The organism is Pseudomonas mosselii (assembly GCF_005796105.1).
Taxonomy (GTDB): Bacteria; Pseudomonadota; Gammaproteobacteria; order Pseudomonadales; family Pseudomonadaceae; genus Aquipseudomonas; species Aquipseudomonas mosselii_C.
In genome coordinates this window covers 282,418-306,809 of sequence record NZ_VAUO01000003.1, presented here as the reverse complement: position 1 = coordinate 306,809, position 24,392 = coordinate 282,418, and the positions used below count along the sequence as shown (strand labels likewise).

Annotated in this window: 25 protein-coding genes and 1 tRNA gene; 15 read left to right on the top strand and 11 right to left on the bottom strand. The window is 58.6% G+C overall.

Annotated elements, in window-relative coordinates:
• Positions 1-31 precede the first annotated feature (31 nt).
• The 8 genes from tagQ to FEM01_RS10505 all read left to right on the top strand — a co-directional run bounded on the left by tagQ (position 32) and on the right by FEM01_RS10505 (position 5,621).
• Complete coding sequence (gene tagQ, locus FEM01_RS10545) at positions 32-958, top strand: type VI secretion system-associated lipoprotein TagQ (RefSeq protein ID WP_138219372.1); 927 nt, start codon at positions 32-34, stop codon at positions 956-958.
• A gap of 383 nt (positions 959-1,341) precedes the next feature.
• Positions 1,342-2,238, top strand: a complete 897-nt coding sequence (locus FEM01_RS10535) for an NAD synthetase (protein WP_171030935.1) — start codon at positions 1,342-1,344, stop codon at positions 2,236-2,238.
• A complete protein-coding gene (locus FEM01_RS10530) occupies positions 2,235-2,660 on the top strand; it encodes a hypothetical protein (protein WP_138219369.1) in 426 nt (141 codons plus the stop codon). The genes FEM01_RS10535 and FEM01_RS10530 overlap by 4 nt, the downstream gene beginning before the upstream one ends.
• Positions 2,661-2,708: 48 nt before the next feature.
• Positions 2,709-3,170 carry a hypothetical protein gene (locus FEM01_RS10525; RefSeq protein WP_138219368.1) on the top strand — a complete coding sequence of 154 codons (462 nt, stop codon included), beginning with the start codon at positions 2,709-2,711 and terminating at the stop codon, positions 3,168-3,170.
• A 162-nt stretch (positions 3,171-3,332) separates the two neighbouring features.
• Positions 3,333-4,226: an NAD synthetase gene (locus FEM01_RS10520; RefSeq protein ID WP_431188582.1), complete on the top strand. Its 894-nt coding sequence runs from the start codon at positions 3,333-3,335 to the stop codon at positions 4,224-4,226.
• 26 nt (positions 4,227-4,252) lie between these two features.
• Entirely contained in the window at positions 4,253-4,636 is a 384-nt protein-coding gene (locus FEM01_RS10515) for a hypothetical protein (protein ID WP_138219366.1), read from the top strand.
• A 43-nt stretch (positions 4,637-4,679) separates the two neighbouring features.
• Complete coding sequence (locus tag FEM01_RS10510) at positions 4,680-5,108, top strand: hypothetical protein (protein WP_138219365.1); 429 nt, start codon at positions 4,680-4,682, stop codon at positions 5,106-5,108.
• 45 nt (positions 5,109-5,153) lie between these two features.
• Positions 5,154-5,621: a hypothetical protein gene (locus FEM01_RS10505; protein ID WP_138219364.1), complete on the top strand. Its 468-nt coding sequence runs from the start codon at positions 5,154-5,156 to the stop codon at positions 5,619-5,621.
• A gap of 43 nt (positions 5,622-5,664) precedes the next feature.
• Here the strand turns inward: FEM01_RS10505 and FEM01_RS10500 are convergent, their stop codons facing one another.
• The 4 genes from FEM01_RS10500 to FEM01_RS10480 form a co-directional block, all read right to left on the bottom strand.
• Positions 5,665-5,937, bottom strand: a complete 273-nt coding sequence (locus FEM01_RS10500; protein WP_138219363.1) for a DUF3077 domain-containing protein — start codon at positions 5,935-5,937, stop codon at positions 5,665-5,667.
• Position 5,938: 1 nt separating this feature from the next.
• On the bottom strand, positions 5,939-6,214 hold the full coding sequence (locus tag FEM01_RS10495) for a hypothetical protein (protein WP_138219362.1): 276 nt from the start codon (positions 6,212-6,214) through the stop codon (positions 5,939-5,941).
• Between the two features lie 692 nt (positions 6,215-6,906).
• Complete coding sequence (locus FEM01_RS10485; RefSeq protein WP_138219361.1) at positions 6,907-8,289, bottom strand: ATP-binding protein; 1,383 nt, start codon at positions 8,287-8,289, stop codon at positions 6,907-6,909.
• A gap of 1 nt (position 8,290) precedes the next feature.
• Positions 8,291-9,010 carry a response regulator gene (locus FEM01_RS10480; RefSeq protein WP_138219360.1) on the bottom strand — a complete coding sequence of 240 codons (720 nt, stop codon included), beginning with the start codon at positions 9,008-9,010 and terminating at the stop codon, positions 8,291-8,293.
• Positions 9,011-9,167: 157 nt separating this feature from the next.
• Here FEM01_RS10480 and FEM01_RS10475 point away from each other — a divergent pair, with 157 nt between their 5' ends.
• The 7 genes from FEM01_RS10475 (at position 9,168) to FEM01_RS10445 (ending at position 17,585) form a co-directional block, all read left to right on the top strand.
• Positions 9,168-11,444 carry a TonB-dependent siderophore receptor gene (locus tag FEM01_RS10475; RefSeq protein WP_431188580.1) on the top strand — a complete coding sequence of 759 codons (2,277 nt, stop codon included), beginning with the start codon at positions 9,168-9,170 and terminating at the stop codon, positions 11,442-11,444.
• A 376-nt stretch (positions 11,445-11,820) separates the two neighbouring features.
• The gene (locus FEM01_RS10470; protein WP_138219420.1) at positions 11,821-12,633 is read left to right on the top strand and encodes an alpha/beta fold hydrolase; all 813 of its coding nucleotides are present in this window, start codon (positions 11,821-11,823) and stop codon (positions 12,631-12,633) included.
• On the top strand, positions 12,626-13,807 hold the full coding sequence (locus FEM01_RS10465; protein WP_171030929.1) for a PAS domain-containing sensor histidine kinase: 1,182 nt from the start codon (positions 12,626-12,628) through the stop codon (positions 13,805-13,807). Before FEM01_RS10470 ends, FEM01_RS10465 begins: the two co-directional genes overlap by 8 nt.
• Positions 13,808-14,049: 242 nt before the next feature.
• Positions 14,050-14,289 carry a type II toxin-antitoxin system RelB/DinJ family antitoxin gene (locus tag FEM01_RS10460; RefSeq protein WP_060478286.1) on the top strand — a complete coding sequence of 80 codons (240 nt, stop codon included), beginning with the start codon at positions 14,050-14,052 and terminating at the stop codon, positions 14,287-14,289.
• Positions 14,279-14,578 (top strand): type II toxin-antitoxin system RelE family toxin, encoded by a 300-nt coding sequence (locus FEM01_RS10455; protein ID WP_138219358.1) that lies wholly within the window; start codon positions 14,279-14,281, stop codon positions 14,576-14,578. Before FEM01_RS10460 ends, FEM01_RS10455 begins: the two co-directional genes overlap by 11 nt.
• A gap of 716 nt (positions 14,579-15,294) precedes the next feature.
• On the top strand, positions 15,295-16,641 hold the full coding sequence (locus tag FEM01_RS10450) for an AAA family ATPase (RefSeq protein ID WP_138219357.1): 1,347 nt from the start codon (positions 15,295-15,297) through the stop codon (positions 16,639-16,641).
• A complete protein-coding gene (locus FEM01_RS10445) occupies positions 16,641-17,585 on the top strand; it encodes a DUF4435 domain-containing protein (protein ID WP_138219356.1) in 945 nt (314 codons plus the stop codon). Before FEM01_RS10450 ends, FEM01_RS10445 begins: the two co-directional genes overlap by 1 nt.
• Before the next feature lie 458 nt (positions 17,586-18,043).
• Here FEM01_RS10445 and FEM01_RS10440 read toward each other — a convergent pair whose 3' ends face one another.
• From FEM01_RS10440 to FEM01_RS10405, 7 genes are all read right to left on the bottom strand, one after another.
• Positions 18,044-18,175, bottom strand: a complete 132-nt coding sequence (locus tag FEM01_RS10440; protein WP_431188583.1) for an integrase — start codon at positions 18,173-18,175, stop codon at positions 18,044-18,046.
• 890 nt (positions 18,176-19,065) lie between these two features.
• Positions 19,066-20,394: a tyrosine-type recombinase/integrase gene (locus FEM01_RS10430; protein ID WP_138219355.1), complete on the bottom strand. Its 1,329-nt coding sequence runs from the start codon at positions 20,392-20,394 to the stop codon at positions 19,066-19,068.
• Between the two features lie 164 nt (positions 20,395-20,558).
• A tRNA-Thr gene (locus tag FEM01_RS10425) sits at positions 20,559-20,634 on the bottom strand.
• Positions 20,635-20,732: 98 nt separating this feature from the next.
• On the bottom strand, positions 20,733-20,936 hold the full coding sequence (locus FEM01_RS10420) for a hypothetical protein (protein WP_416781178.1): 204 nt from the start codon (positions 20,934-20,936) through the stop codon (positions 20,733-20,735).
• A 699-nt stretch (positions 20,937-21,635) separates the two neighbouring features.
• A complete protein-coding gene (locus tag FEM01_RS10415) occupies positions 21,636-22,862 on the bottom strand; it encodes a methyltransferase (protein WP_138219353.1) in 1,227 nt (408 codons plus the stop codon).
• 100 nt (positions 22,863-22,962) lie between these two features.
• The gene (locus tag FEM01_RS10410) at positions 22,963-23,652 is read right to left on the bottom strand and encodes an ABC transporter permease (RefSeq protein WP_138219352.1); all 690 of its coding nucleotides are present in this window, start codon (positions 23,650-23,652) and stop codon (positions 22,963-22,965) included.
• A complete protein-coding gene (locus FEM01_RS10405) occupies positions 23,653-24,345 on the bottom strand; it encodes an ABC transporter permease (protein WP_138219351.1) in 693 nt (230 codons plus the stop codon).
• Positions 24,346-24,392: the final 47 nt, after the last annotated feature.

Genomic DNA, 24,392 nt, shown 5'->3' with positions numbered 1-24,392 from the left:
GAGATGAAATAACCCAAGAGAGAACCTGACCATGTTCACCCGCAAACCCCTGATCACCGCTTCCCAGGCTCGTACCGCCCTGCTGCTGGCCGCCGGTTTCAGCACCGTGTTGCTGAGCGGCTGCGCCAGTTCCCCGGTTTCCAAGGTGGGTGCGACCACCAAGGTCGAGTACTACCCCAACTGCTACGAGCCGGTGCAGCACCTGCGTAGCACCGACGGCGACATGACCCGTTCGGTGGCCACCGGCGCGGTCATGGGCGCCCTGGGCGGCGCCCTTGCAGGGGCCCTGGTGGATGACGAGAAGCGTGGCCGCAACGCCGCCATCGGCGCCGCTGGCGGTGCCTTGGTGGGTGGTGCTGCCGGCTACTACACCGAGCGTCAGAAGCAGATCAGCGACGACAAGCAGCGCATCGCCTCGTACGCCGCCGACATCAGCAAGAACGCCGCCGATGTCGACCGCACCACGGCTTACGCCAAGTCGTCCCAGGCATGCTACCAGCGCGAGTTCACCAGCCTGATCGATGGCCGCAAGTCGGGCCGTATCAACGACACCGAGGGGCGCAAACGCCTGGCCGAGATCGTCTCGGGGTTGCAGGAATCGAACAAGCTGCTGACGGCGGTCAATGGTCGTCTGGGTGAGAACCTGAACAACTACACCCAGGCTTACGAGCAAGACCTCAAGCAAGTGGGCGTCGAGCGTACCGAGGTGGTCGCCGTGGCCGAGCCGCCCAAAGTGGTCACCACCGGCAAGAAGAAAGCCACCAAGAAAGTGCAGCCGGCCAAGGTCAACAAGAACGTGCCGCAGGAAGCCGTGGCCACCGAAAAGACCCTGCAGAACGCCAACAGCAAGCAGGCCGAGGCGCAGCAGGTGGCCAAGGCCGGTACCGACCAGTTGAACGGCATGTGCCGCAACCCGGACATGGGCGACTGGGCGCCGGTGCCGTGCCCGAACGTTTGATGATCACGCTTCGCTGATCTGACACGTTCTCTGAGCGGCCTTGTGCCGCGAAGGCCGCTTTCATAGGACTGCACATAACTTTTTGAGTTAGCAGGGACCTGTGGGAGCGGCTTTAGCCGCGAACACCGGCGAAGCCGGTGCCATGCACCGCGTCGTTTGCTTCGCGGTGCTCCGGCACTCCGGTAAACCCGCTTCCACAGGGGGCGCGGCGCGTTTGCGAAATCAGTTCTCTGTGCGACAGCGCAGCCCAAAGGGCTGGGTGATCTCCTACAGGGCTAGCGCAGCGCTTGTGAACCCCGTGTTCTGGCGTTGGTGCAGCGCGAATAGCTAGGTGGGCCTTCATGCAGGCGCATCTTGAGTAAGGAAACCAAACCGTGACAACTATGCTGCCTGGTTCGCTGGGCAATGCTTCGCAATTTCTCGCACGCCAGCGCGTACAGGGCCTGATCGATCAGCAGAAGCTGTTCAAGGCCATCGATGCCGACCCCGGTATCGTCGGGGCTGGCGTGGTCTACATCGACGCTGACTACAACATCATCGTGCTGCGCGAGTTCCAGCCGATCTGCAGTATCAAGCCCAAGCGCATCATCCTGCGCGAGGCGCCTCGCTATACCTCCCCCGAGCAGTTCATGAGCCAGTTGCAGACCAACCCGCGCGAGTCGAGGGTGGTGAAGGAGGCGGTGGGGACCACGTTATCCTGCGCGGGAGCTTTTCTTGGTTGGGTCGTTATGTTCAGCGGCACGGTAGCCGTGCCGTTCAGTGGCGGGGCCAGCCTAGCGTTGACCTATGCAAGCGCTGCGGCAACGCTGGCGAGCAGTGCGCAATGTGGTATCGGCCTGGTCCGAACCCACAACGAAATGAACGACCCGGCAGCCAATGACCGTATGGACGATCAGGCCTGGTATCAAGCGGCTTCGCCAGTATTGGACGCACTATCACTGCTGGGTGTCGGTGCGTCAGGCCTGACCACCGTACGCTATCTGCAAGTGCGTAAGGCGGCCACTGGAAGCAGTTGGACAGAGTTGACCCGTTCGTTGAGCAGGCAGCAGCGCAAGTCCTTGACCGACGAGCTTCTGAGGATCAAGCACCCTGCGCTGACCGCGAAGCAACTCACGCTGCGCCAGAGTGCGGGAGAGTTGGTCAAGCGCTACACCCCGACGCAGATTTCCCATGCAGCCCGGACGTTGATAAAGGACTCCTTGGGAGCAGCCATCGGCATAGTTGGCAGCAGTCGTGTGCAGAGCATTGCGGTTGGTTTGTATGAGGAGATCACCGAATGAATCGTGACCTCGAATTTCAAAGCTTCATGTCGCGATACTTTCCGGCATTCATCGCAGGCTTTTTCTTGTGCTGTTTTACCTTCGCGGGCGCGATATCGCTGTCGTTCGCGAGTTACCTGCATCGCTACTCCGCAGACGGGAATCCGATGTTGATCACCGCACTGGTGGCGGGCCTGGTCTGCGCGGCTGGGCATATTGCTGTTGTGCGTGGGCGCGCGTGGGGTGTATGGGTCGTTGTCGGGGTACTGGTGGCCAGTGTGTGTGTGGCTCTCCCTAGCTACCGTTACCACCCGCACCCTTTTTCATACGGTTCCACGTTGTTCGCGGGTTTGTTCGGATTGTTGGTGCTGAACTCAAAGCGCTACCGTGAAATGCGTAAGCGTCTGGCCGGGTATCGACAGCAAAGGTTATCCAAGCGATAGGGTGAGCCATGAGCCGCCATCCGTCTTTCGTGAGGAAATGACCGAGTGATGATCCACCCCGACCTAAGACCGTTCATGCAGCGTTACTTTTCGAGGTTCATGGCTGCGTATTTTTTGTCCATCTACGCTCTCGCCGCTACCTTCTGGTTGGTGTGGCATACCTACTGCAAGGCTTGTATCCGCGAGACGGTGTTCCCCTTCAGCTTGTTCACGCTGGTGGTGATTTTTGTCACTGCGCATGCGGCGGTCGTGAGAGGGCGTAATTGGGGGGCCTGGTTGGTCGCGGTTTTTTGTGTCGGTAGCATCATCATTGCGCTGCCGACCTACGCATACCGGCCGCATATGTTCATCTATTCAAGCGCTCTGCTGACTGGCTTGCTTGCGCTTCTGGTGCTCAACAGCACGAAATACCGAGAGATGCGCGTGAAGCTTTTCGAGTATCGGCAACAACGCAAAGCTGGTAGCTGCGCAGTGGCCAAGCGTCCCCAAGTGCGGCGAGCGCGTCGATGAACGGCAACATTGCCTGATCGCTTTCATGAGAAATCACACTTCGGGATGATCCAAGGCTGGAAATGGCCGATGTTGGCAGTGCTACCGGTTCCGGGCACTGCAACGCTGAAGCCTTGGAAGGCAAGCTGAAATCAGTAAGGAAACCTACCCATGACAGCATTCATGCCCAATCCACTGGGCAATACAGCGCAATACTTGGCGCGTCAGCGCCTGCTTGCGTTGATCGACCCGCAGAAACTGTTCAAAGCAGTCGATGCCGACCCTGGCATCGTCGGCGCCGGCGTGGTGTGGATCGACAGCGAATTCAACGTCATCACGTTGCGCGAGTTTCAGCCGGTTTGCAGCATTCAACCCAAGCGGGTGATCCTGCGCGAGATCAAGAAATACCAGACCCCGGCCCAGTACACCGAGCAGTTGCAGAACAATCCGCGTGAGTCGAGGGTGGTAAAGGAGGCGGTGAATACTACGTTGTCCTGTGCGAGCGCATTTATCGGTTGGATTGTTGTGCTCAGCGGTTCTATTGCCGCCCCGTTCTCTGCCGGTACGAGTCTGGTCCTGACTTACGTCGCGGGAGCCGCTGCCGTTGCCAGTACTCTTCAGTGCGTAAATGGCGGACTTCGTACGGTACGTGAGGTGTCGAACCCTGCTGGTAATGATGTACTGGATGCAACCCCGTGGTATCAGGCCGCAGCTACGGTGCTGGATGGCGTCTCGCTCTTGGGTGTTGGCGCCTCAGGCTTGACAACGCTCAAGTATCTGCAAGTACACAAGGCCGCAACGGGGCATAGTTGGCTAGAGCTGACAAAATCACTAAGCCGCCAGCAGCGTAAGGCACTGACAGATGAGCTGCTTTCCATCAAGCATCCCTCGCTTACTCCGAAGCAGTTGAGGTTGCAGCAAGCCTCCGGCACTTTGACCAAGCGCTATACCCCGACACAGATCAATCACGGGACTCAGAATCTCCTGCGTGACTCCTTAGGCGCCACTTTGGGGTTGGGAGGTAGCTCATCGGTACAAAGTATGGTTGTGGGGCTGTATGAGGAGTTTGAGCATTGATGAAGTTTGGAGAGTTTCATGCCTTCATGCGTCGTTACTTTCCGACGTTCTTGCTGGGTTTCTTCATCTGCGTGATGTCGGTGGCGCTGTCACTGGCTATGTGGATCGACAGCCATTGGCGCAATCATCCTGATAACCCGATTTACAGCATGCTGGGTACCACAAGCCTGGGGCTGCTGTTGTCCATTGGGCACTTCGCGATGATCCGCGGCTGGAGATGGGCGATGTGGGCCGTTTTACCTGTACCGGTTGCTACCTTGCTGATGGCGCTAAGCCTGTTCGGCAACAGTTTGCCCGCCTTGCTGTTGGCGGCCATGCTCGCGCTGCCGTTGCTGGCGCTGCTGGTGTTCAACAGTAGCCGACATCGTGAGATGCGTCGGCGCCTGGTGGAGTTGCGTCGGCAGCGTTGAGTCGTTTGTGGCTGGTATTGGGTATTTACGAGGAGATCACGGAGTGAGACGAAGCCCGGAATTTACGGAGTTCGTGAGGCGTTACTTTGGGGTCTTCATTGGCGCTTGGTTTACCTCGCTGGTGGCAGTGGCATGGAGCTTCGTATTGGTGTGGGGCACCTGGTTCAGGGCGGGGACCAAGGACGAGATGCGCACCACCTTGGTCGCGCTGCTGGTGGTGTTCATGCTCGGCCACGGCGCGGTAGTGCGGGGGCGTGCGTGGGGGACTTGGATCGTGGCAGCGATGTGTGTGGCCTGTGTGGTGCTGGTGATTGGTACCTATGGGGAGCGTGCGCATCTGTTTCTGTTCTGCGCGAGTATTGCGTTTGCATTGGGGGCGCTGCTGTTGATGAACGGCAGGCGTTATCGGGAAATGCGTGAGGTGCTGGCGGAGCATCGTCAAAGGCGCCAGGCTGCGCGTCGTAAACCTTAGTGGCTTGCGGGTGTTTGTCCACAGGCTTGCAAGAGGAAGTACCGGGTGAATCGAAGCCCCGAGTTTCAACATTTCATGCAGCGCTACTTCTCACGATTCATGGCTGCTTACTTCCTATCTGTCTACGCCTCAGCTGCGACCTTTTCTCTGGTATGGGGCACCTATTGCAAGGCGTGCTCGCGGGATGCGGTGTATCCGTTCAGCCTCTTTACGCTGGTGATCATTTTGGTGACCGCGCATGCCGCTGTGGTGAGAGGTCGTCATTGGGGGGCCTGGCTGGTCGCGGTGTTTTATGTCGCGAGCATTTTCATCGTGTTGCCCACATATACCTACCGGCCGCATTGGTTCGTCTACACAAGCATCCTGTTCACGGGATTACTCGGGCTTCTTGTGCTCAACAGCGCCCGATACCGAGAGATGCGCGTGAAGCTTTTCGAGTATCGGCAACAACGCAAAGCCGATCGAGCAGCGCTGGCGCGACGTCCGAAGGTGATTCGTCGGCGCAGGGGCTGAGGGCCTGATCGCGGGGCTAGCCGGCCCCGCGATGAGGGAGCGCTCAATACCGCCGGTTGCGGGCTATTTCGATATCGTTCATCAGCGCCTTGGCCAGGGTGCTCAGGTAGTCGGCGGCGCCCAGCAGCTTGTGGTCATCCTGCGCATCGCCTTCGCGGATCAGGTGCTTGATGTAGCCCAGCAGTATCGACACCTGCTCGTAGGCATCTTCGATGGGAATACCCGGCATGACCCGCAGTAGCGGCATCGATGGGCTGCCGGCGTCGAGCAGGGTTTCGACCCCGGCAGTCACGGCGCTTGGCGTGGTGTTTTCCATGTCATGCCTCGCCTCTGAGTTTGGCCATGTCCAGGGTGCCCAGTACATGCTCGCTCAGCGCGCGGGCGATGTCGGTGGCGTGGGCGGCGTTGGCCAGCATGCTCATGCCGGGTTGGTCGGTGTGGTTGCGGCAGTGTTCGTCGATGACTTGCGAGACGCCGCGTAATAGCTCGGTGATGTGTATCAGGGCGTCGGGAGGGTACATGTCGGTGCGGACGGTGAAGAAGGGGGAGATGGGCGGCTTGTTGCGGGGTGGATCAGGTACTTGTTTTTTCATCGTGATGGTCCTCTGTCCGTTTGAACAGACCACCACCTGATCTTTCTCACCGGATTGGGTGGCGGCCACGAGCGGGGTGAGAAACCGAGGGACAAAGGAACCCGGCCAGACCGAGGTCTGCCCGCATCGTGGCTGCCATGAAAGCAACAAACTTTGTCCTCGGGTTCTCACACCCGGCCGCGTTTTAGGCGACCTGAGGACAGTATTCCCGGTGAGATTGGCCGGCAACGCTGAAGCTTCTGGGACCGGCGTAGGATAGGTCCGAAGCTGCTCCACGCTGAAGTATTTGGTTGCAGATTCGGAAATGTCGTACAGAACCACCACTCGATCGCAGGCTCCTGTAGGAGATCACCCAGCCCTTTAGGGCTGCGCTGTCGCGCAGAGAACTGATTTCGCAAGCGCGCAGCGTACTCTGTGGGAGCGGCGGTTCGGCGCCCCGACTTGCCCGCGAAGAAGGTGACCCGGTGTATGGCACCGGCTTCGCCGGTGTTCGCGGGCAAGCCCGCTCCCACAGGTCCCTGCTAAATCAACAAGTTATGTGTAGTTCTATGAGAGAGGGGTTAGCGGAGTGCCGGGTCACCGTTAGTCAGGCGATGTGATAGATGGCACCGGCTTTGCCGGTGTTCGCGGCACAAGGCCGCGCCTACACGGAGGCGTCGGTGAACTCGGGATTTGGCGCAGTCCTGCGGGTATCAAGCGGCTGGGCCGCCTTTGGGCAGCCGTACACTGGCCCGTAATCCGCCACCTTCACGATTGTTCAGCACCAACTCCCCACCATGGCTGGCCGCAATGCGCTGGGCGATGCTCAAGCCCAGGCCGTAACCCCCGGATGCCTGGTTGCGCGAGCCCTCGCCGCGTACGAACGGGTCGGTAACGGTGGCCATCAAGGTCGGCGCGATGCCGGGACCGCGATCGTCTACTTGGATGTACACCTCAGAAACCGCGACGTCCAGCGTGACTGAAACATCGCGGGCATAGCGCAGTGCGTTGGTCAGCAGGTTTTGCAGGCAACGTTGCAGCAGCAAGGCGTCGACCTGCACCTTACCGCCTTGGCCGTGCACCGGCAGCGGTTCCTCGGCGCTGGCCAGATCCGCGCACAGGCGCGTTACCAGGCGGTCGAGGTCCACTGTTTGCAGGTTGCGCTGTTCGCCAGCGCGCAGGTAGTCGAGCACCTGGCCGATCATGCCGTCCATTTGCGCGATGTTCTGACGCAGGCGCTCCTTGTGCTCGCCATCTTCCAGCCGCTCCAGGCGCAGGCGCATGCGCGTCAGCGGGGTACGCAAATCGTGAGACACGGCCGCAAGGAAATAGGCCTTGTCGCTGACCATGGCGATCAGTCGCTGCTGCATGGCGTTGAACGCCTGCGCGGCCTGGCGCACCTCCTCCGGGCCATCCAGTGGCAACGGCGCCTGCTCCAGGTTGCGGCCCAGGCCCCGCGCCGCTTCGGCCAGGCGACGTACCGGGCGCAGGCACAGGCGCACGGCCACCAGGCACACCAGCAGCACGGCGACGATACGCAGCGCATAGACCCGCAGCAGGTAGTCGCTGATCAGCACCCAGGCCGACTCGCCACTCCAGCCTTGCAACTCCTGGCCGTCGATGGTCAGCCAGTGGCCGTCGGCCAACGGCACGGCGAACTCGATATGCGCCTGGGCGGTACGCAGGCCGAACAGGCTGCGCCAGACGATCGGCTGGCCCAACTCGTTGGTCAGTTGCACCTTCAGCAACCGCACCTGGGAATCGCGACCCAGCTCATAGGCCAGGGCCTGCTGTAGCAACAGCTCGACACGGCGGCGAGCGCGACGGTCGTCGGCTTGCGCTGCCGGCAGGCTTTGCGCGCAGCGCAGGTGGTAATACCGAGGCACCGGCAGCGTTCCGGCATGGCACTGGGCTTGGGCGATCAGCGGGGCGCTGCGCACGGCGATCAGGCGCACCGGCGCCTCCAGCACTTGGGCAAAGCGCACATCGAACCAGATGCTGCTGGACAGCAGTTGGATCAGCAACGTGCCGCTGATCATGATCAGCAGCAGTTGGCCGAACAAGGTGCGCGGCCACAGCCGGCGGAGCAAGCGCACCTCAGGCGTCCGACGCGTCGCGGCTCAGGCTCAGCAGGTAGCCTTCGTTGCGAATGGTGAGGATCTGCGCGGTTGCTCCGGGCGCACGGCGCAGTTGCTGGCGCAGGCGGCTGATGCACATGTCCACGGAACGGTCGTCGGGCAGGTGGTCACGGCCAAACGCGCAACGCGTGAGGTGATCACGCGAGACCACGCGGTTGTTGGCTTCGAGCAGTTCACGCAACACCCGGTAATCAGAGCGCGGCAGGGTCAGCGCCTGGCCGTCGGGGTGGGTCAGCAGGCGCGTGACCGGGTCCAGACGAAAACCGGCGAAGCACTGTGGCTCACCGTCGTTTTGCTCGGGGCTGGGCTCAAGACGCTGCGGGCGGCGCAACACCGCCTTGATCCGCGCCACCAGCTCACGTGGCTCGAAGGGCTTGGCCAGGTAATCGTCGGCGCCTACCTCCAGGCCGATGATGCGGTCCAGGGCGCTGCCCTTGGCCGACAGCATGATCACCGCCAGCCCCGGCTGGGCCTGCAACTGCCGGCACAGGCTGAGGCCGTCCTCGCCCGGCAGCATCAGGTCGAGTACCACCAGGTCGACCTTGTGGCGCGCCAGTTGCGCGTGCATCTGCTCACCGTCGGCGGCTGCCAGGGCCTGGTAGCCGGCGTCGGTGAGGTAATCGCAGAGAAGTTCGCGGATCTCGTCGTCATCATCGACGACCAGCAGGGTCATGCTCATCTGTGGCTGTACCTGTAGAGAAGAAACCTCGGCGCTCATTACATCCCATTACATACCCGTACATGCCGGGCATGGAGCGTAAAAGGCGGATGCCTAGAATCGTAACAAAAAATCATCTGCGAATACGAAGCCTTCCCAAATGGTACGCAAGAGCATCATGAACGACACATCCCTGTTCACTCGAGGCGGCAGCCGCCTCACCCCGCTTGCCTTCTTCGTTGCCCTCGGGCTGTCTGGCACCGCTGCGGCCGAGGGCCAGGTGCTGGAGCTGGACGCCACCAACATCGACAGCAGCGCACTGCCGGTGGCCGACGAGACCGGCCAGATTGGCTACACCGTCGAGAGCACGCGCAGTTCCACGGGCCTGAAGCTGACGCCGCGACAAACCCCGCAATCGGTCACCACCATCACCCGTGAGCAGATGGACGATCGCGGCGTGCAAAACATCGAGCAGGCGCTAGAGACCACGCCGGGCGTCACCGCGAGCAAGAGCGAAGTGGGTGGCCGTACCGATTTTCGCGCCCGAGGCTACTCCATCAGCAACTGGAAGATCGACGGCTTGCAGTTCCAGGGCGGCTCGGACTTTGCGGGTGGCGGCAACGCGTTGAACATGGACCTGTACGAGCGTATCGACATCGTGCGCGGTGCCAACGGCCTGCTCGGCGGCACCGGTGACCCGTCGGCCACCGTCAACCTGATCCGCAAGGCCCCGACCAAGACCTTTGGCGGCAGTGCCTACGCCACTTACGGCAGCTGGGACAAACGCCGTCTGGGCGCCGACCTGAACCTGCCGCTGTCCGAAGACGGCCGCCTGCGCTCGCGTTTCGTGATGACCCAGGAAGACGCCAACTCCTTCCGCGACAACCAGTCCAACCGCTCGCGCGCCGCGCTGGCCAACTTCGAATTCGACCTGGACGACGCCACCACCCTCGGCGCCGGCTACCAGTACGAGTACAACAAGATCGTCGGTGGTGGCTGGGGCGCCAACATCCCGATCTGGTACGCCGACGGCAGCAAGACCGACCTGCCGCGCAGCAGCAACCTGGTGCCTAGCTGGAGCTTCGGGGAGTACATCACCCGTACCGCCTTCGGCTCGCTGGCGCACCGTTTCGACAACGACTGGAGCCTGGACCTGAAAGTTGCCCAGAGCACCAGCGAGGTGCTCAACCACCGCGGCCTGGCCAAGGTCAACTCGGCCGGTGGCGGCAACTACGGCGGCTACTGGGACCAGGACGGCAGCGGCGCGGTGCTCAACGGCCTGCACAGCTCCACCGACACCACCCAGCAATCGGCGCAGATCGATCTATCCGGTCCGTTCCAGCTGTTTGGCCGCACCCATCAGGCGATGGTCGGTTACAACGACAGCCGTACCGTGGCTTGGTCGCCGGAGTACGACTGCACCATGGTGGGCGATGGCATCACCCGCAACGACCTGGCGGGCTGCCAGTTCCGCGCCAACAACGGCCTGCCCATCAGCGACTGGGGCAACGGTGTCGACGACGACTACCAACTGCTGGCCTCGCGCACGGGCCGTCACACCAAGACCACCACGCGCCTGCAGGGTATGTATGCCGCTACCCGCTTGAGCATCACCGACCCGCTGTCGGTCATCCTCGGCGCGCGCGTCACCGACTATTCCTCGACCACCCTGGCGCTCACCGGTGCGCGCACCAACCGACAGAACAACGGCATCGTCACGCCGTACCTGGGCGTGGTGTATGACCTGAACGATACCTACTCGGTGTACGCCAGCTACACCGATATCTTCAACCCGCAGACCCAACTGACGGTCAACGGCAGCGCGGTCGAGCCGATCCGTGGGCAGAGCTACGAAACCGGTATCAAAGGCGCTTGGTTCGATGGCCGGTTGAACGCCTCGGCGGCGTATTTCCGCACCAAGCAGGAAAACAAAGCTGTCCTCGATGGCGCCTTGACCACCCCGACCGGTGCGCAGGCCTACACCGCAGGCTCCGGCCAGGAAACCGACGGTATCGACCTGGAAGTGGCCGGCGCGCTGACCCCGAACTGGAACGTGTACGCCGGCTATACCTACCTGCACTTCCGCCGCGTCGACAGCGATGGCCTGAGCGACCCGTCGCACCTGTTCAAGGCCTCGACCACCTATCGTCTGTCCGGCCCGTTGGAGCGCCTGACCCTGGGCACTGGCGTGAGTGCGCAAACCAATATCCGCGCGCTGTCCAGCCCGGCCGGCCAGCCGACCAATGGCGTCAGCCGCAGTGCGACCGACGTGAACTGGTCGGGGTATGCGATCTGGAACGCCATGGCCAAGTACCAGTTAACCGACCAGACCGCCGTCACCCTCAATGCCAACAACCTGTTCGACAAGCACTACTACACCCGTTACGGGTTCTATGCCGGGGCCATTTATGGCGATCCGCGTAACCTGTCGCTGACGGTGAGCACCTCGTTCTGACGCACAAAGCCCGCGCAAGCGGGCTTCTCACATCTGGCCGACGGATGGCAGGGCCGCCCACATGAAGGCTGGGCGTGCCTGCTCAGGCCGCATTTCCCATCCCTGCACGCCCATCCACGCGACCTGCTGCTCGCCCGTTGCAGAGCCTTTGCCGACGTAGGCCGCGATTGGACTGGCGTGTCGTGCCAGAACGCGGGCTTTGTCCGAGCGTATCGCGTATGGTGGCCAAGTGTACGTCGAATGCCGGTGGGCGTGGTGCCAGCGGCATGCGCAAGTCATGCCTGCCGTTCACGCGTCCAACATCCAACTATCCTCTCTGGGCAAGATGGACGGGCCATTACCTCCCAGCACATTGCCGAATCTAACCAGGGTATGCATGAGCCTGCACAAGCGTAATAACTTACATATCATCGGTGATGGCAGCGCCACCTTGATCTTGTCCCATGGGTTTGGCTGCGATCAGTCGATGTGGAGGCTCATGCTGGCGCATTGGGCTACGCGCATGCGCGTCATCACCTATGACCTGGTCGGCGCCGGGCAGTCAGATCTCGATGGCTATGATCGGGAAAAGTACGCTTCGCTCTGGGGCTACGCGACAGATCTCAACGAGATCATCAGCGCGTTTGCCCAAGGTCCTGTCATCATCGTCGGCCACTCGGTCAGCGCCATGATCGGCGTGCTGGCTGAACGTCAGCAGCCTGGGCGAATTGCCGGGCTGGTGATGATCGGAGGGTCGCCTTGCTACATCGACTCCAGCACCTACAGCGGGGGCTTTTCGCGCGAAGAGGTGCAGACGCTACTCAGCAGCATCGACGAAAACTACCTTGGCTGGTCCAGTACGATGGCGCCGGTGCTAATGGGGTCGAGCGGGCAGCCGGCACTTCAAGAGGAACTGCTCAACAGTTTCTGCCGCACCGATGCGCAGATCGCCCGGCATTTTGCGCGGGTCATCTTCCTGTCCGATCATCGCCAAGAGGTCATCGGCCTGCACCTGCCGACGCTGATCCTGCAAAGCACGGCCGACCCGGTGGTGCCGGTGGCCGTGGGTGAGTACCTGCAACAGGTGATCCCCGACAGCCGGCTGGTGCTGATTGACAACATCGGCCATTACCCACAATTGAGCGCGCCCAGTGCTTGTTCCGCCGCCATGGACGGATTTTTCGCAAGCCTGGGGCTAGGCCATGAATGACCCGACGCTGCTGTTCAGCGAGTCGTACTTCGAGCACGCGCCCTGCGGGCTGGTGGTCATGGCGGCGGATGGCACGTTGTTGCGGTGCAACTCGACGCTCAGCCACTGGCTGGGCTATGACCCTGGGTATTGGCAGGGGCGCAGTTTCGACCAACTGTTGACCGTGAGTGGTCGCACGTTCCACCTGACTCACTGGGGGCCATTGCTGAACCTGCAGGGCTCGGTTTCGGAGGTGAAAGTCGGCCTGCGCCATCGCGCCGGGCATGTGGTGGGCATGCTGCTCAACGCCATACGGCGCGAAACCGCCGAAGGGGTGAGCTATCATCTGGCGCTGTTCAGCACCATGGAGCGCGACCGCAACGAGCAGTTGGTGTTGCAGTCCATGCAGCGCGCCGAAGAGCTGCTGGCGCAGAAAATCAGCGCCGAGAAAGCCTTGCAGCAGGCCCAGGACAAGCTCGCCATGGCCTATGCAGAGGCCGAGCGACGAGCGGTGCTGGCAGAGCAGATGGTCGCGGTTGCCAGCCACGACCTGAAAACCCCGATGACCGCCATCAAGATGGCCACCGAGTTGCTTGGACGCGACGTGCAAAGCGGCCGCGCGCGGCGTTTGCTGGGCAGCATCAGCACCTCGGCCGAGCGGGCGCAACGCATGGTCGTCGACCTATTGGACTTCGCCTCGGTCAAGCTGGGGCAGGGCATCAGCATCCGCCGCCAGCAGGTTGACCTGCTCAAGGCGGTGGACCAATGCGTGAGCGAACTCAGGATCGCCTTCGGCAATGCCAGCATCCGCCACCTGTCACGCGGCCAGGGCATGTTCGACGTGGACCCGGACAGGTTGCAGCAGATGCTCGGCAACCTGGTCGCCAACAGTGCGGCCTATGGCGACCTGCGCTACCCGATAACGCTGACAACCGAGTTTGCTGATGAGGGCGTGATCCTGAGCGTTCACAACCACGGCCCAGCCATTGCCGAAGAGCTGCTACCGACCTTGTTCGAACCGATGACCCGGGGCAGCGACCGGCAGGAGGGGTTGCGCTCGGTGGGACTGGGGTTGTTTATCGTCAAACAGATTGTCGAGTCGCATTGTGGACGGATCAGCATGGCGTCTGATTTGGTGAATGGGACATCGTTTGTGATTGTTTTGCCGTTAGGGGCTGGGGGCGGTGTTGGGTGAGGGGGGACCAGAAGGACGATTTTTTGCCGCAAAGCAGAGAATTCGTGGGGCTGGAACGGGGTGGGTTTTGGGGTGCACCTCATTGCGTCGCTATAAATAAATCAGCTCTTTATGGCTATTTGTGGAATCGAATCGGCATGCAGAGGTTTTGTCCCTCGTCGGTTTGTGCCCCTGAGCCACTTGCCTAGTGCTCAGAATCAGCTCACTGTAAAGACAATTGTCATTACAGTGAGCAAGCCATCATGGCATCCATCAATGTTCGTATCGACGACGATCTGAAAATCCGAGCCTATCGTGAGCTTGAGCGGTTGGGTGTAACGCCTTCCGAGCTTATGCGCCAAGCATTGCAGTATGTCGCCGAGCGCGGGCAGCTGCCTTTCAAACCTGTCCTCATGACCGATGAAGATGAGGCGCTGCTAGCGACTGTTCGCGAGCGCCTTGCCGACCCTCAGCGAGTGAAGGTTTCGCTGGATGATCTATAGCCTTGAGTTCGATGCACGAGCGCTAAAGGAATGGCAAAAGCTGGGGGATACGGTCCGGCAGCAACTTAAGAAAAAGCTCGTCTCGGTTGTGCAGAATCCGAGGGTCGAAGCGAACCGGCTGCATAGCTTGCCGGACTGCTACAAGATCAAGTTGCGCAGTAGCGGCTACCGATTGGTCTACCAGGTGATCGATCAGGAGGTTGTAGTTTTTGTGGTAGCTGTGGATGAGCGCGAGCGGGAGCAGGCTTATCGCAAGGCGGCAGAGCGAGTGGTAGGTAAAACGTCATAACGAGCAAGCCGCCCAGGGGCTGGTCGTGGTGGCCTTGAGGTTATTTCTTGGGACGCAGCTGAGGTAGAGGCGGCACCAGACGAACGGTTTCTTGCTGTGAGGGTAGTGGATTCGCGGGGCTGGAATTTGGTGGATTTTTTGGCGTACCTCATAGGGTATCTATAAAAAAATCAGCTAGTTATGGCCTTTGGTGGAATCGAATCGGGGTGTTGCTGGTTGCCAACTCAGATAAAAGTTACGGAGGGAGATCACCCTGTGCTACGTCTGATCAGTGGCAGGTCGTAGGATTCGCAGAGGTAGATGCTGCTATGCCCCCCTTCGGTGAAACCATTCGAGAACGGCAGAGCCCGGCCACACGCTATGAAATTAGGAGTAAGCGCTTGACGTGGGGATTCTGAATATGTCGCTGAAATGACCCATTCCCTCTCCCTAACCAAGCCTCTTTCTGTCGAACTCATAGCGATCTTCTATGTGGGAAAGCGTCCACTGTTCGATTTCTGAGCAAAATGCGGTGTACACAGGGTTGCTCGCGTAAAAAAAACTGACGATCTCTTCCTTGAGCAATATCGTTAGGCCATCATACGGCGACTTCTGGATCAGCTGAGCAAACCCTGTTGACTCGGAAACTATGCAGGCCTGATACGTTTAAAAATATACAGACGGCAAAAATAGCTAATTCAACTGTTGATAAACACGCCATCACTAAGGAAGTATCCATGGCTCCCATTATAGAATATTTCACAATAACAAAACTTCACGGTTACAAAAACGTGAGACTTGAGTTTGACGAGCTATACAAAATCTTGCTGTCAGAGAATGGTCAAGGGAAAACTACCATTCTAAAAATAATCGATGCTACTCTAAATGGGAAAATCACAAAGCTTAGAGAAATAAACTTTGGCAGTATTGAAATTAAATTCTCCAGTGCTGCTGCTCCAATATCAATAATGAAGGCCGAGATGGAGTATGATTGGGAGTCAAAGGCTTATAAGCATATTTCAGGGAGGGTTTCCAGTGACGAGCTTTCAAAGATAATAGATGTGGTGATGGCAGAGAGTAAGTTTGAAACCGTTCGAAAAAAAATTAGCCAAATATTTTTGCCAGGTTCATCAACCAGGCCAAGTCATATAGATTCAAGATATCCTTTTAGCTCTATAGCAATTAGAGACCTCTTTGACGAGAAAGAGTCGCTTCTGCTGGATCTGAAAAAAATGGAGTTTTTTCAGAAAATTGAGGAGCACTTCAAGCTTAAAACTCTTTACTTGCCAACATATCGAAGGGTCGAAGATCTACTATCATCTCTGAATATTGATAAAGACAAGCAGGAGCAGGACTATATCCAATTTGGCTTGACAGACGTTGAAGAAAAGTTAGAGTCTATAAAGAAAGAGATTTTGACATCATCTAACGATTCAATGTCTCGAATCAATAGTGAAATCTTGACCCGTCTTGTCAATGGTTTGACCGTTAATGATCAAGATAGATCTATAATTACTAGTAATGCAGACTACATTGAACTAGTATTGAATCGATTTGGGCGATCTTTGTCTCCGTCTGATAAGTCAAAAATAATTTCATTGGTAAAAAACAAAAGCGAAGTAGCAAAAAAGAAGAACGACACTCTCGTGTATTTCCTCTCCAAGATGTACAGCGCTTTCTTTGAGCAGCGGGAGAAGGACAAAGCATTAACTAGGTTTTCTGAAATTTGCACTAAATATTTCAAGAATAAAACCATGACTTATGACCCCACCTCAATTAGTGTGGTTATCACAAGTCCAGATAGTGAGTTTCCGATCAAGTTTGGTGAGCTTTCGTCTGGCGAAAAGCAAATTGTTTCCCTTTTTTCAAAGCTCGTATTAGAACGTGGGAATCAGTATTTTATTTTGTTTGATGAGCCAGAACTGTCACTGTCAGTGGAGTGGCAGAAATTGCTTATCAAGGATGTAATAGGTTGTGAAAGCTGCTCTATGCTGCTTGCCATGACCCATAGCCCATTCATATTCTCAGGGCTAACAGAATATACATCAGACCTTCAATCTTACTTCAGCAAGGAGCTGATTTGATGGGGTCTCGTGTAGAGGATTTACTGGAAAGCTTGGGAGATGCAGAAGTTTTCTTCTTAGAGTACTCTCGCATTCGCTCCAATAATAAAGCAATTTTCATCATCGAAGGAAAAGATGATCCTAAGTTCTATACTTCAAAAATCTCAACCATATTTGGTGATCTTTGGGATGCAGTTTCTGTAGGAGGGAAGTCAAAGGTTCTTGAGTTGAGGTCATTAATTAGAACGCATCCTTCTTACAAAGGAGACAAGGTTTTTTTCTTAATTGATAGAGATTTTGATGCGAAAATTTTAGAGGCAGATGTTTACACTACGCCTACGTATTCTATTGAAAATCTCTATTGCGACTCGGCTACTATAAGAAACCTAGTTATTGGGGAGTGCGGCCTAAGCAATTACAAGGTTTCTCGACGAATTGATATAATTAACTATATCACTCAAGAGTATGAGAGGTTGCAAAAGGCGTTCCATCAGAACAAAAGAATAGTTACCGCGAATACAGTTTTCCTTTACGTCCGAAAAGAGATGTGTGCAAGGAAGATAAGTCTTGATAAGGTTTTTAAGGTTGACGTAAAATTTGCAAGTGGTAACCTTGTGGTTAAGCTGTCTCGTAAAAGTGAATATATTTCCTCAAGGCTTGCGGAAAAGGAAAGATTTAAAGATTTTCTGGCCAAAAGTCCTCAACTCAGAGAAACTTTAAGTAGCCCTAAAATGCTATTTAGAGGTAAGCAAGAGATTCTGTTTTTGAGGGAGTTTGTTAAGCTATTAAAGGAGGATGGGGCGCTGTCAAAAGATGTGTTCACCCAATTCGGCTATAAGCTAAAGCTGGAGAATCCATCAATGGCTGATCATGTGCTTTCTTCACTGGCACAGTACGTGCGACCTCCCGACTGCCTTACCGATTTTCTCAGTCGAAGCAAGGGTATGGCATTCGTTAATGCTTGAGTTTTAGGGCTCTTGTACTTTCATATCTATTGAAGTATGGAGTGACTAATTCCCTTTTCCATTAAAGTCATGCGTTGATCGTCAAGATTGATCTGCGCATGGCTTAGCAAAGCTAATATTCATGGCTAAGCTCATATAGCTTTGGTTTGGTTATAAAATTATAACTCCAGCGCTTAGATAGTAAGGTGCTGCGGGCGCTGCCACAGCCTAAAAAATATCCACGGCACGCTCTTAACTCCAACATGGTCAACTACTAGTTGATTGCAATTGGTTTCGGTAGGAGCGGCCTCTCTACTCAGAGGCCGAACATCCATGGCAACCCCAAGCGTCGAACGATCAATCTGACGGTAAGCAGGTAATAATATCGCGTATCATCACTAAGATGTTCTAAACGATGTTTTAAAAACCAATCAAGATGCTTATGCTTCCAACTCCAAGGTGATTCCCGCTGCCACCGCTCAGCTACAGCTGCCTGGATAATGGCCACCGCCGAACATGTCTTTCAGTGCCTGCGGCCCTGCATAGCTCAATTGCCTGCCGTAGCCGAAATTACGACCATCGCGCCTACCCACCAGTGCCATGTCGGTCATCTCATCTGCCGTTCTCCGATCCTCGCCCCACGTCATCCCGCCAAGAATGTTGAGTGTTATCAGGGATCAAGGCCCCTGCGACCTGTGGGGATGTCCTCTAACGCGGGACTGGCGGCTCCTTACGTCCGGGAGCAAGGGCATCTCATGATCTGGCCTCCTGAGCACCGTTACCGGTGGGCGGGTGGAGGCTGCATTGGCTGACGAGACCAGTGCCGCGAGATCCTGAGTCGGGTGAACGCAGCAATGCGATGACCGGGGCATGCCTGACTGTCAGTCAGGTGCAGTCCATTCCGTGGTCTGCGGCACCATCATCTACAGCGCTGTTGCTGATGACATCGGCGTTTGTCACGCCGATTGTCACGAGTGGAGTAGCCGCAAAGCCAAGTGCGATGAGGGCTGCAGCAGTGCTAGAAGCGCCCGTCTCTTTCCAGGAGAAAGAGACGGGCGCAGGTTGGCGCAAGATTCGGCCAAGCGGATAGGTTGCTGCTGGGCAGCGAAGTAGGAAGTGTTGTCTGGCGCACTAGGGCCATGATCTGAAATAGGCATCCATCACCGGGGAGGTGACCGGGCGAGCTGCCGAATGCGAATCGCCATTTGGGGGAGAACCACCGCAGGAGCGGCGTGACCTTGAAGGCTCGGGTCACCTGGGTGCTGTCCACGACAGCGTTTGCAACCTCAGTTCTACGCCTGTGGATAATTTTGGTCAACGCCCTGAGTTTCGTGGCTTCTGGGCTTGTGCATGGAATTATCCACCGGTGGAAATCAGTGGTATCCAAAGGATTCGTGTCGGCTGTTAGCTTTGCAAAGCGAGGTCCATCCAAACAGGGCGGCTTTGCAGCCCTGTTTGGATGGACCCGAATTAAAGAGCGGCCAACGGTGATCTGGAGGTTTCACCTACGACTGAATGCGCCACGCCCACTTGGCAAGGAGGTGATGTTATCGCCAGCTGGATGGGCGAACTCATGCGGAGTGACATGCCCCGATCGGTTGGCATCGATGTAGTTACTCCACCACGCCATGATCAGCCTGCGCTGCTCTAAAAATTCGGCTTTGTGGATATAGGCGGCGCGCACGCGATTGCGTTCCTTGTGGCTCATCTGCCGCTCAATAGCCGCGTCTGTCCACAGCCCTGACTCCAGCAAGGCGCTACAGGCCATGGTCCTGAATCCATGCCCGCATACCTCCTTGGATGTGTCGTAGCCAACGTTGCGCAGCACCTGGTTAACCGTGTTCTCTGACATTGGCTTCCAGTACTTGTGGTCACCGGGCAGCACCAGTTCGGAGAAGCGACTCAAGCCGCGCAGCCGTTCAAGGATCGCGATGACTTGCGGAGAGAGCGGCACCATCTGTATGTCTCCGCTCATCTTGGTACCACGAGTGGAATTGCGCACGCCGTCGATTGGCTTACGGGTGTCTGGGATCTCCCACATCGCCCTTTGCAGGTCGAACTCATCCCAGCGCGCAAAGCGCAGTTCGCTGGAGCGCACGAACACGTGCAGCGTCAGCAGTACAGCCAGCTTGGTTAGCTCACGGCCGTTGTAGTTGTCGATACGGTTGAGTAGTTCGGGGAGGCGGTTGAGTGAGAGGGCAGGGCGGTGCACGGTGCGCGGGGCATGAATTGACCCTGCCAGATCGAGCGCCGGATTCTGGCTGATCTGCCGCGCCCGCTTTGCGCCCCGCATGATGGTGGAGAGATAATTTTGCACGCGCAGGGCAACGTCCATGGTGCCGCGCTCTTTGATACGCAGAGTGACCTCAAGCAGATCATGGGTATCAAGCTCAGCGATGGGGCGTTGGCCGATCAGGGGGAAGACGTGGGTGCGCAACCGGCTCATGACGGTCTTGGCGTGTCCCTCCGTCCAGCGCCGCGACATTTCGGCGTGCCACTCCAGGGCGACGGTTTCAAAAAGCAGGGAAGCTCGTTGAGCAGCTAGCTTTGCTTTCTTCTTCTCTTCCATCGGGTCGAGGTTGTCGATCAACAGGGCCTTGGCTTCATCGCGCTTGGTCCTCGCGACGGCCAGCGAGATGATGGGGTAGTTGCCGATGATCAGCGTGCCTTCCTTGCCGCTGGGCTTGAAGTAGCGCAATCGCCACGTTTTTACGCCATTGGGTTTCACGAAGAGGTACATGCCGCCACCATCGAATAGCTTGTAGGCACGTTCGCGAGGTTTCGCCGTACGGCATTTGAGGTCGCTGAGAGGAACGGCTAGGCGTGGCATAAGGGTACGTTCTCCATGCAGGCAAGACGCTGTACCCTAAAAATACCCCCGGGGATGGGGTATTTTGTTGGATCCCGACGGAGGGTCCTGGAACGAAAAAACCCGCCAAAGGGCGGGTTTTAGGGGCTTCCAAGGCATTCGGTGGAACGCGATGGAGCTGGATATGGTGCCGGCACCAGGAATCGAACCCGGGACCTACTGATTACAAGTCAGTTGCTCTACCATCTGAGCTATACCGGCACAGGGGCGTCATTATAGCGATGGATTCGCGGCTGTAAACCACTTCCTCGCAATCATTACGCAATCCTCTAAGTCACCGAGGCAAAAGGAGAATTTTCTTACCAGCCACGGTGGAGCGTGGTCACGCTCGGTTCGGATTTGCCGGGGTTGAAAAACAGCTTGTCGTTGTCGCAGCCGCGCTTACGGCACGGGGCTTCGGTGTGCAGGGGCAGGCCACGGTCGCCACCCAACTGCATACCCGGCATGTTCCAGTCCAGCGACGTGGGCTTGGCGGTGGGCGTGGGGCTGGCGCAACCGGTCATCGCCAGGGCGACGGTGAGCAGGGCGAAAGGCTTGGCGTGTTTCACGATGTTCGAGTCCGTTCCAGGTCGGTCTGGGTTCTATAGGCACTGGAGGGTGCCGCCGCAGGGCGCAGGGCAAGGCCAGTATTTTAACTGTCACAACCGGGCGCGGGTAGTACGCGCGCTGGGGGCTGTGAACTGCTTCCCTTTTGTGACGCCCCAGCTGCGCAGCAGATCGGGCACTCATCCGGTTGCACAGGCAGATCAGGGTGTAGGCAGGCGTCAGCTATACGCTCGGAAATACTGAGCCGGTGCGCATCATACACTGGCGCGCCAGGCATTGGCGTACAGGGGTGGCAAATTAATGGCGTCGTCGGATTGGCGTGAACGTCATTGGACCGGCGATCTCTAGCCTCTCCCTCCCTTCACAGCCGTAACCGTGCCTGTCTAGTGCCGATGCCGTGTGCGCTCGGCTGTAGGGCCTTGGCATCGTGTTGAACACCTTGGCCGGCGCCTGGGCGTAAACGCTTATGCACAAGCGGCATTGATTGCTTGCGCCAAAGGCATGCCGACACCGGTTACCACCGGTCTTTGCGCAAAGGCCTGTTTTTGCTGGTTTTCAGCGACTGTTTGGAATAAGCCGAGGGTCTTGAATAGCGATTGGATCCATCAAACAGTGATTTTCATCACAAGCTTGTTCACAGACTTATCCACAGGCTATCAACCGTGCTGCGGCGTTTCGCCGCGTTCGGCGAGCAGCAGCAGGTTGCGGGGGGTGAGGGGGTAGTCGCAGAACGTGCCTACCTGCACCGTGTAACCCTGTTGCGTGAGGAACAACGCACGGTCGAGTACCAGCCACAGCTCCAAGGGGCGGCGGAACAGATTGCGCACCCACTCTAGGTTGCGCACTTCGGCTAAGCGTTGCCAGCCGCCTGCTTCGAGTGCCTGCCAAGCGGGTTCACCCTGCACGGTAAAGCCTTTTAGTTCGGCCAGGTCGCGGCAGTACTGCGCGAACGGTTTGCCGAGCCAGTCACTGGGCAGCGAAGGCGTTGGCAGGTAGGTGTCGCTGCCGCGTTGCTGGCGTTGCAGCAGGTCGAAGCCCAGGCGTCGGGCCATGGATGTGTCACGCTGGCGGCGCTCGCGGGCGCTGGAGGTGACGGCTTCACTCAGGGGCAAGCCCAGGTCATCGCGCGACAAGCGCAGCGCCGAGGCTTGCGCGGCGCTGGACAACGGCAGGTAGCTATCCCCCTGGATGCGGTTGTAGCAGCACGGGGCCACGGCCAGTTGGCGGCAGCCCTGCTGGCTGGCCAGTTGCAGCAGGCGGACGTGCAAATCGCCGCAGGCGTGCAGGGCTACCGCGCTCTTGTCGCCATCGAGGTGCTGGCTGCAACTGGTGGCCATCACATCCTGGTGCAGATGGATGGCGGGCAACTGGTGGTGATCGCTCAGCGCTTGGCCAGATTCGACCAGCGCGCGGTCGTACTCAAGGCAGGTCAAGCGTTGGCCGGGTTGCAGCAGGCGACGGCCTAGGTGGCCTTTGCCCGCGCACCAGTCCAGCCAGTGCCGGGCGGGGTTGGCGAAGGCCAGGCGGCGGCTGAAGGCTTCGATCTGTTGCCACTTGCGCCCTGGCACGTTGACGTCGAGGCGGTGGCCGGCTGGGTGCAGGCCGGCGTCGGGCAGTTCACCGATGGCTGACAGCTGCTGGGCCTGTGCGGCCAGCGAGGGGAATGGCGCGGGGGCGTCGAGAGGCTGCTGGGTGCTTTCGGCTTGTTCCAAGGTGCGGTGGCGTAGCCAGGCAGACAGCGCCGGGTGCTCGGCTTCCCATTCCAGGCGCAGCGCCGTGAACGGGCGCGGGCGCCATAGGTGCTGGTGCTGGCAGAGGAACTGGTCGAGGGCCTGGAAGCGCTCGAGCAGCTTGGGGCCTTGTAGGTGAGTGGGCGTGTTCATGCGAGCACCGGGGCGCCAAGGGAAGGGGCTGCTGTGTAGCCCATCGCGGCACAAGGCCGCTCCTACAGGAGGAAAGCGGCCGGGTTTGGGGGTTGGTGGTTCAGCGGCCTTGGCTCGCGTCCACGCGCAACCAGCGTTCGAGCAGCTTGAAGGCCTGCACCAGGACGAACGAAATCACCAGGTAGAACACCCCGGCAGCGAAGAAGATCTCCACCGGCAGGTAGGTGCGGGCGATGATGGTCCGCGCCATGCCGGTCAGCTCCAGCAACGTCACGGTACTGGCCAGGGCGCTGGCCTTGAGCATCAGGATCACTTCGTTGCTGTAGGCCGGCAGGCCGATGCGTGCGGCGCGCGGCAGCATGATGTAGAGCAGCGTCTTGCCTCGCGACATGCCCAGCGCCCGTGCGGCTTCGATTTCGCCCTTGGGGATCGCTTGCAGCGCACCGCGCAGGATCTCGGCGATGTACGCGGCGGTGTGCAAGGTCATGGTCAGCACGGTGCACCAGAACGGGTCGCGCAGGTACGGCCACAGCGCGCTTGAGCGCACCGCGTCGAACTGGGCCAGGCCGTAGTACACCAGGAACAACTGCACCAGCAGTGGCGTGCCACGGAAGAAGAAGATGTAGCCGTAGGGCACGGCGCGTACGTACCAGCGCTGCGAGGACCGCGCGATGCCCAGCGGGATGGCCAGGATCAGTCCGGCGACCACCGCGATGGCCACCAGCTCCAGGGTCAGGGTTGCCCCTTGGGCCAGGCGTGGCAGCCATTTGATGATGACTTCCCAGTTCATTTATTCGGCCCTCATGAAGCCGCGAGCGGCGCGCTTTTCCAGCACGTGCATACCGGTCATGGCAATGATGGTCAGGCCCAGGTAGATACACGCGGCCACTGCATAGAACGTGAACGGCGCCTTGGTCACGGTCACGCCGATCTGTGCGTGGCGCATGATTTCTTCCAGGCCGATCACCGACACCAGGGCCGTGTCCTTCATCAGGATCATGAACAGGTTGCCCAGCCCCGGCAGGGCGATGCGCCACATCTGCGGCAGGATGATCCGCGACAGGATGCGGCCTTTGGACAGGCCCAGGGCCAGGCCGGCTTCGCGGTGGCCCTTGGGGATGGCCAGGATCGCGCCACGGAACACTTCGGTGGCGTAGGCGCCGAAGCACAGCCCGAGGGCGATCACCCCGGCGGCGAACGCGCTGAGTTCCAGGCCCGGCAGGTTGAGGGCTTCGCCGATGCTGTTCATCAGCCCGACGGTGCCGAAATAGATGAGCAGTACCCAAAGCAGTTCGGGCACGCCGCGTACCAATGTCGAGTAGAAGCCGCCAAGCCATTGCAAGGGCTTGATCGCCGAGGTCTTGGCCAAGGCGCCGAGCAGGCCCAGGACCAGCCCCAGCAGCAAGGCGCAGAGCGCCAGTTTTACGGTCATCAGGGTGCCGGCCATCATGGCCGGGCCGAATCCGTGCAGGTCGATATTCATGGGTAGGTGCGTTCAAGGGACCGACACCGCGCAGGGCGGTGTCGGTC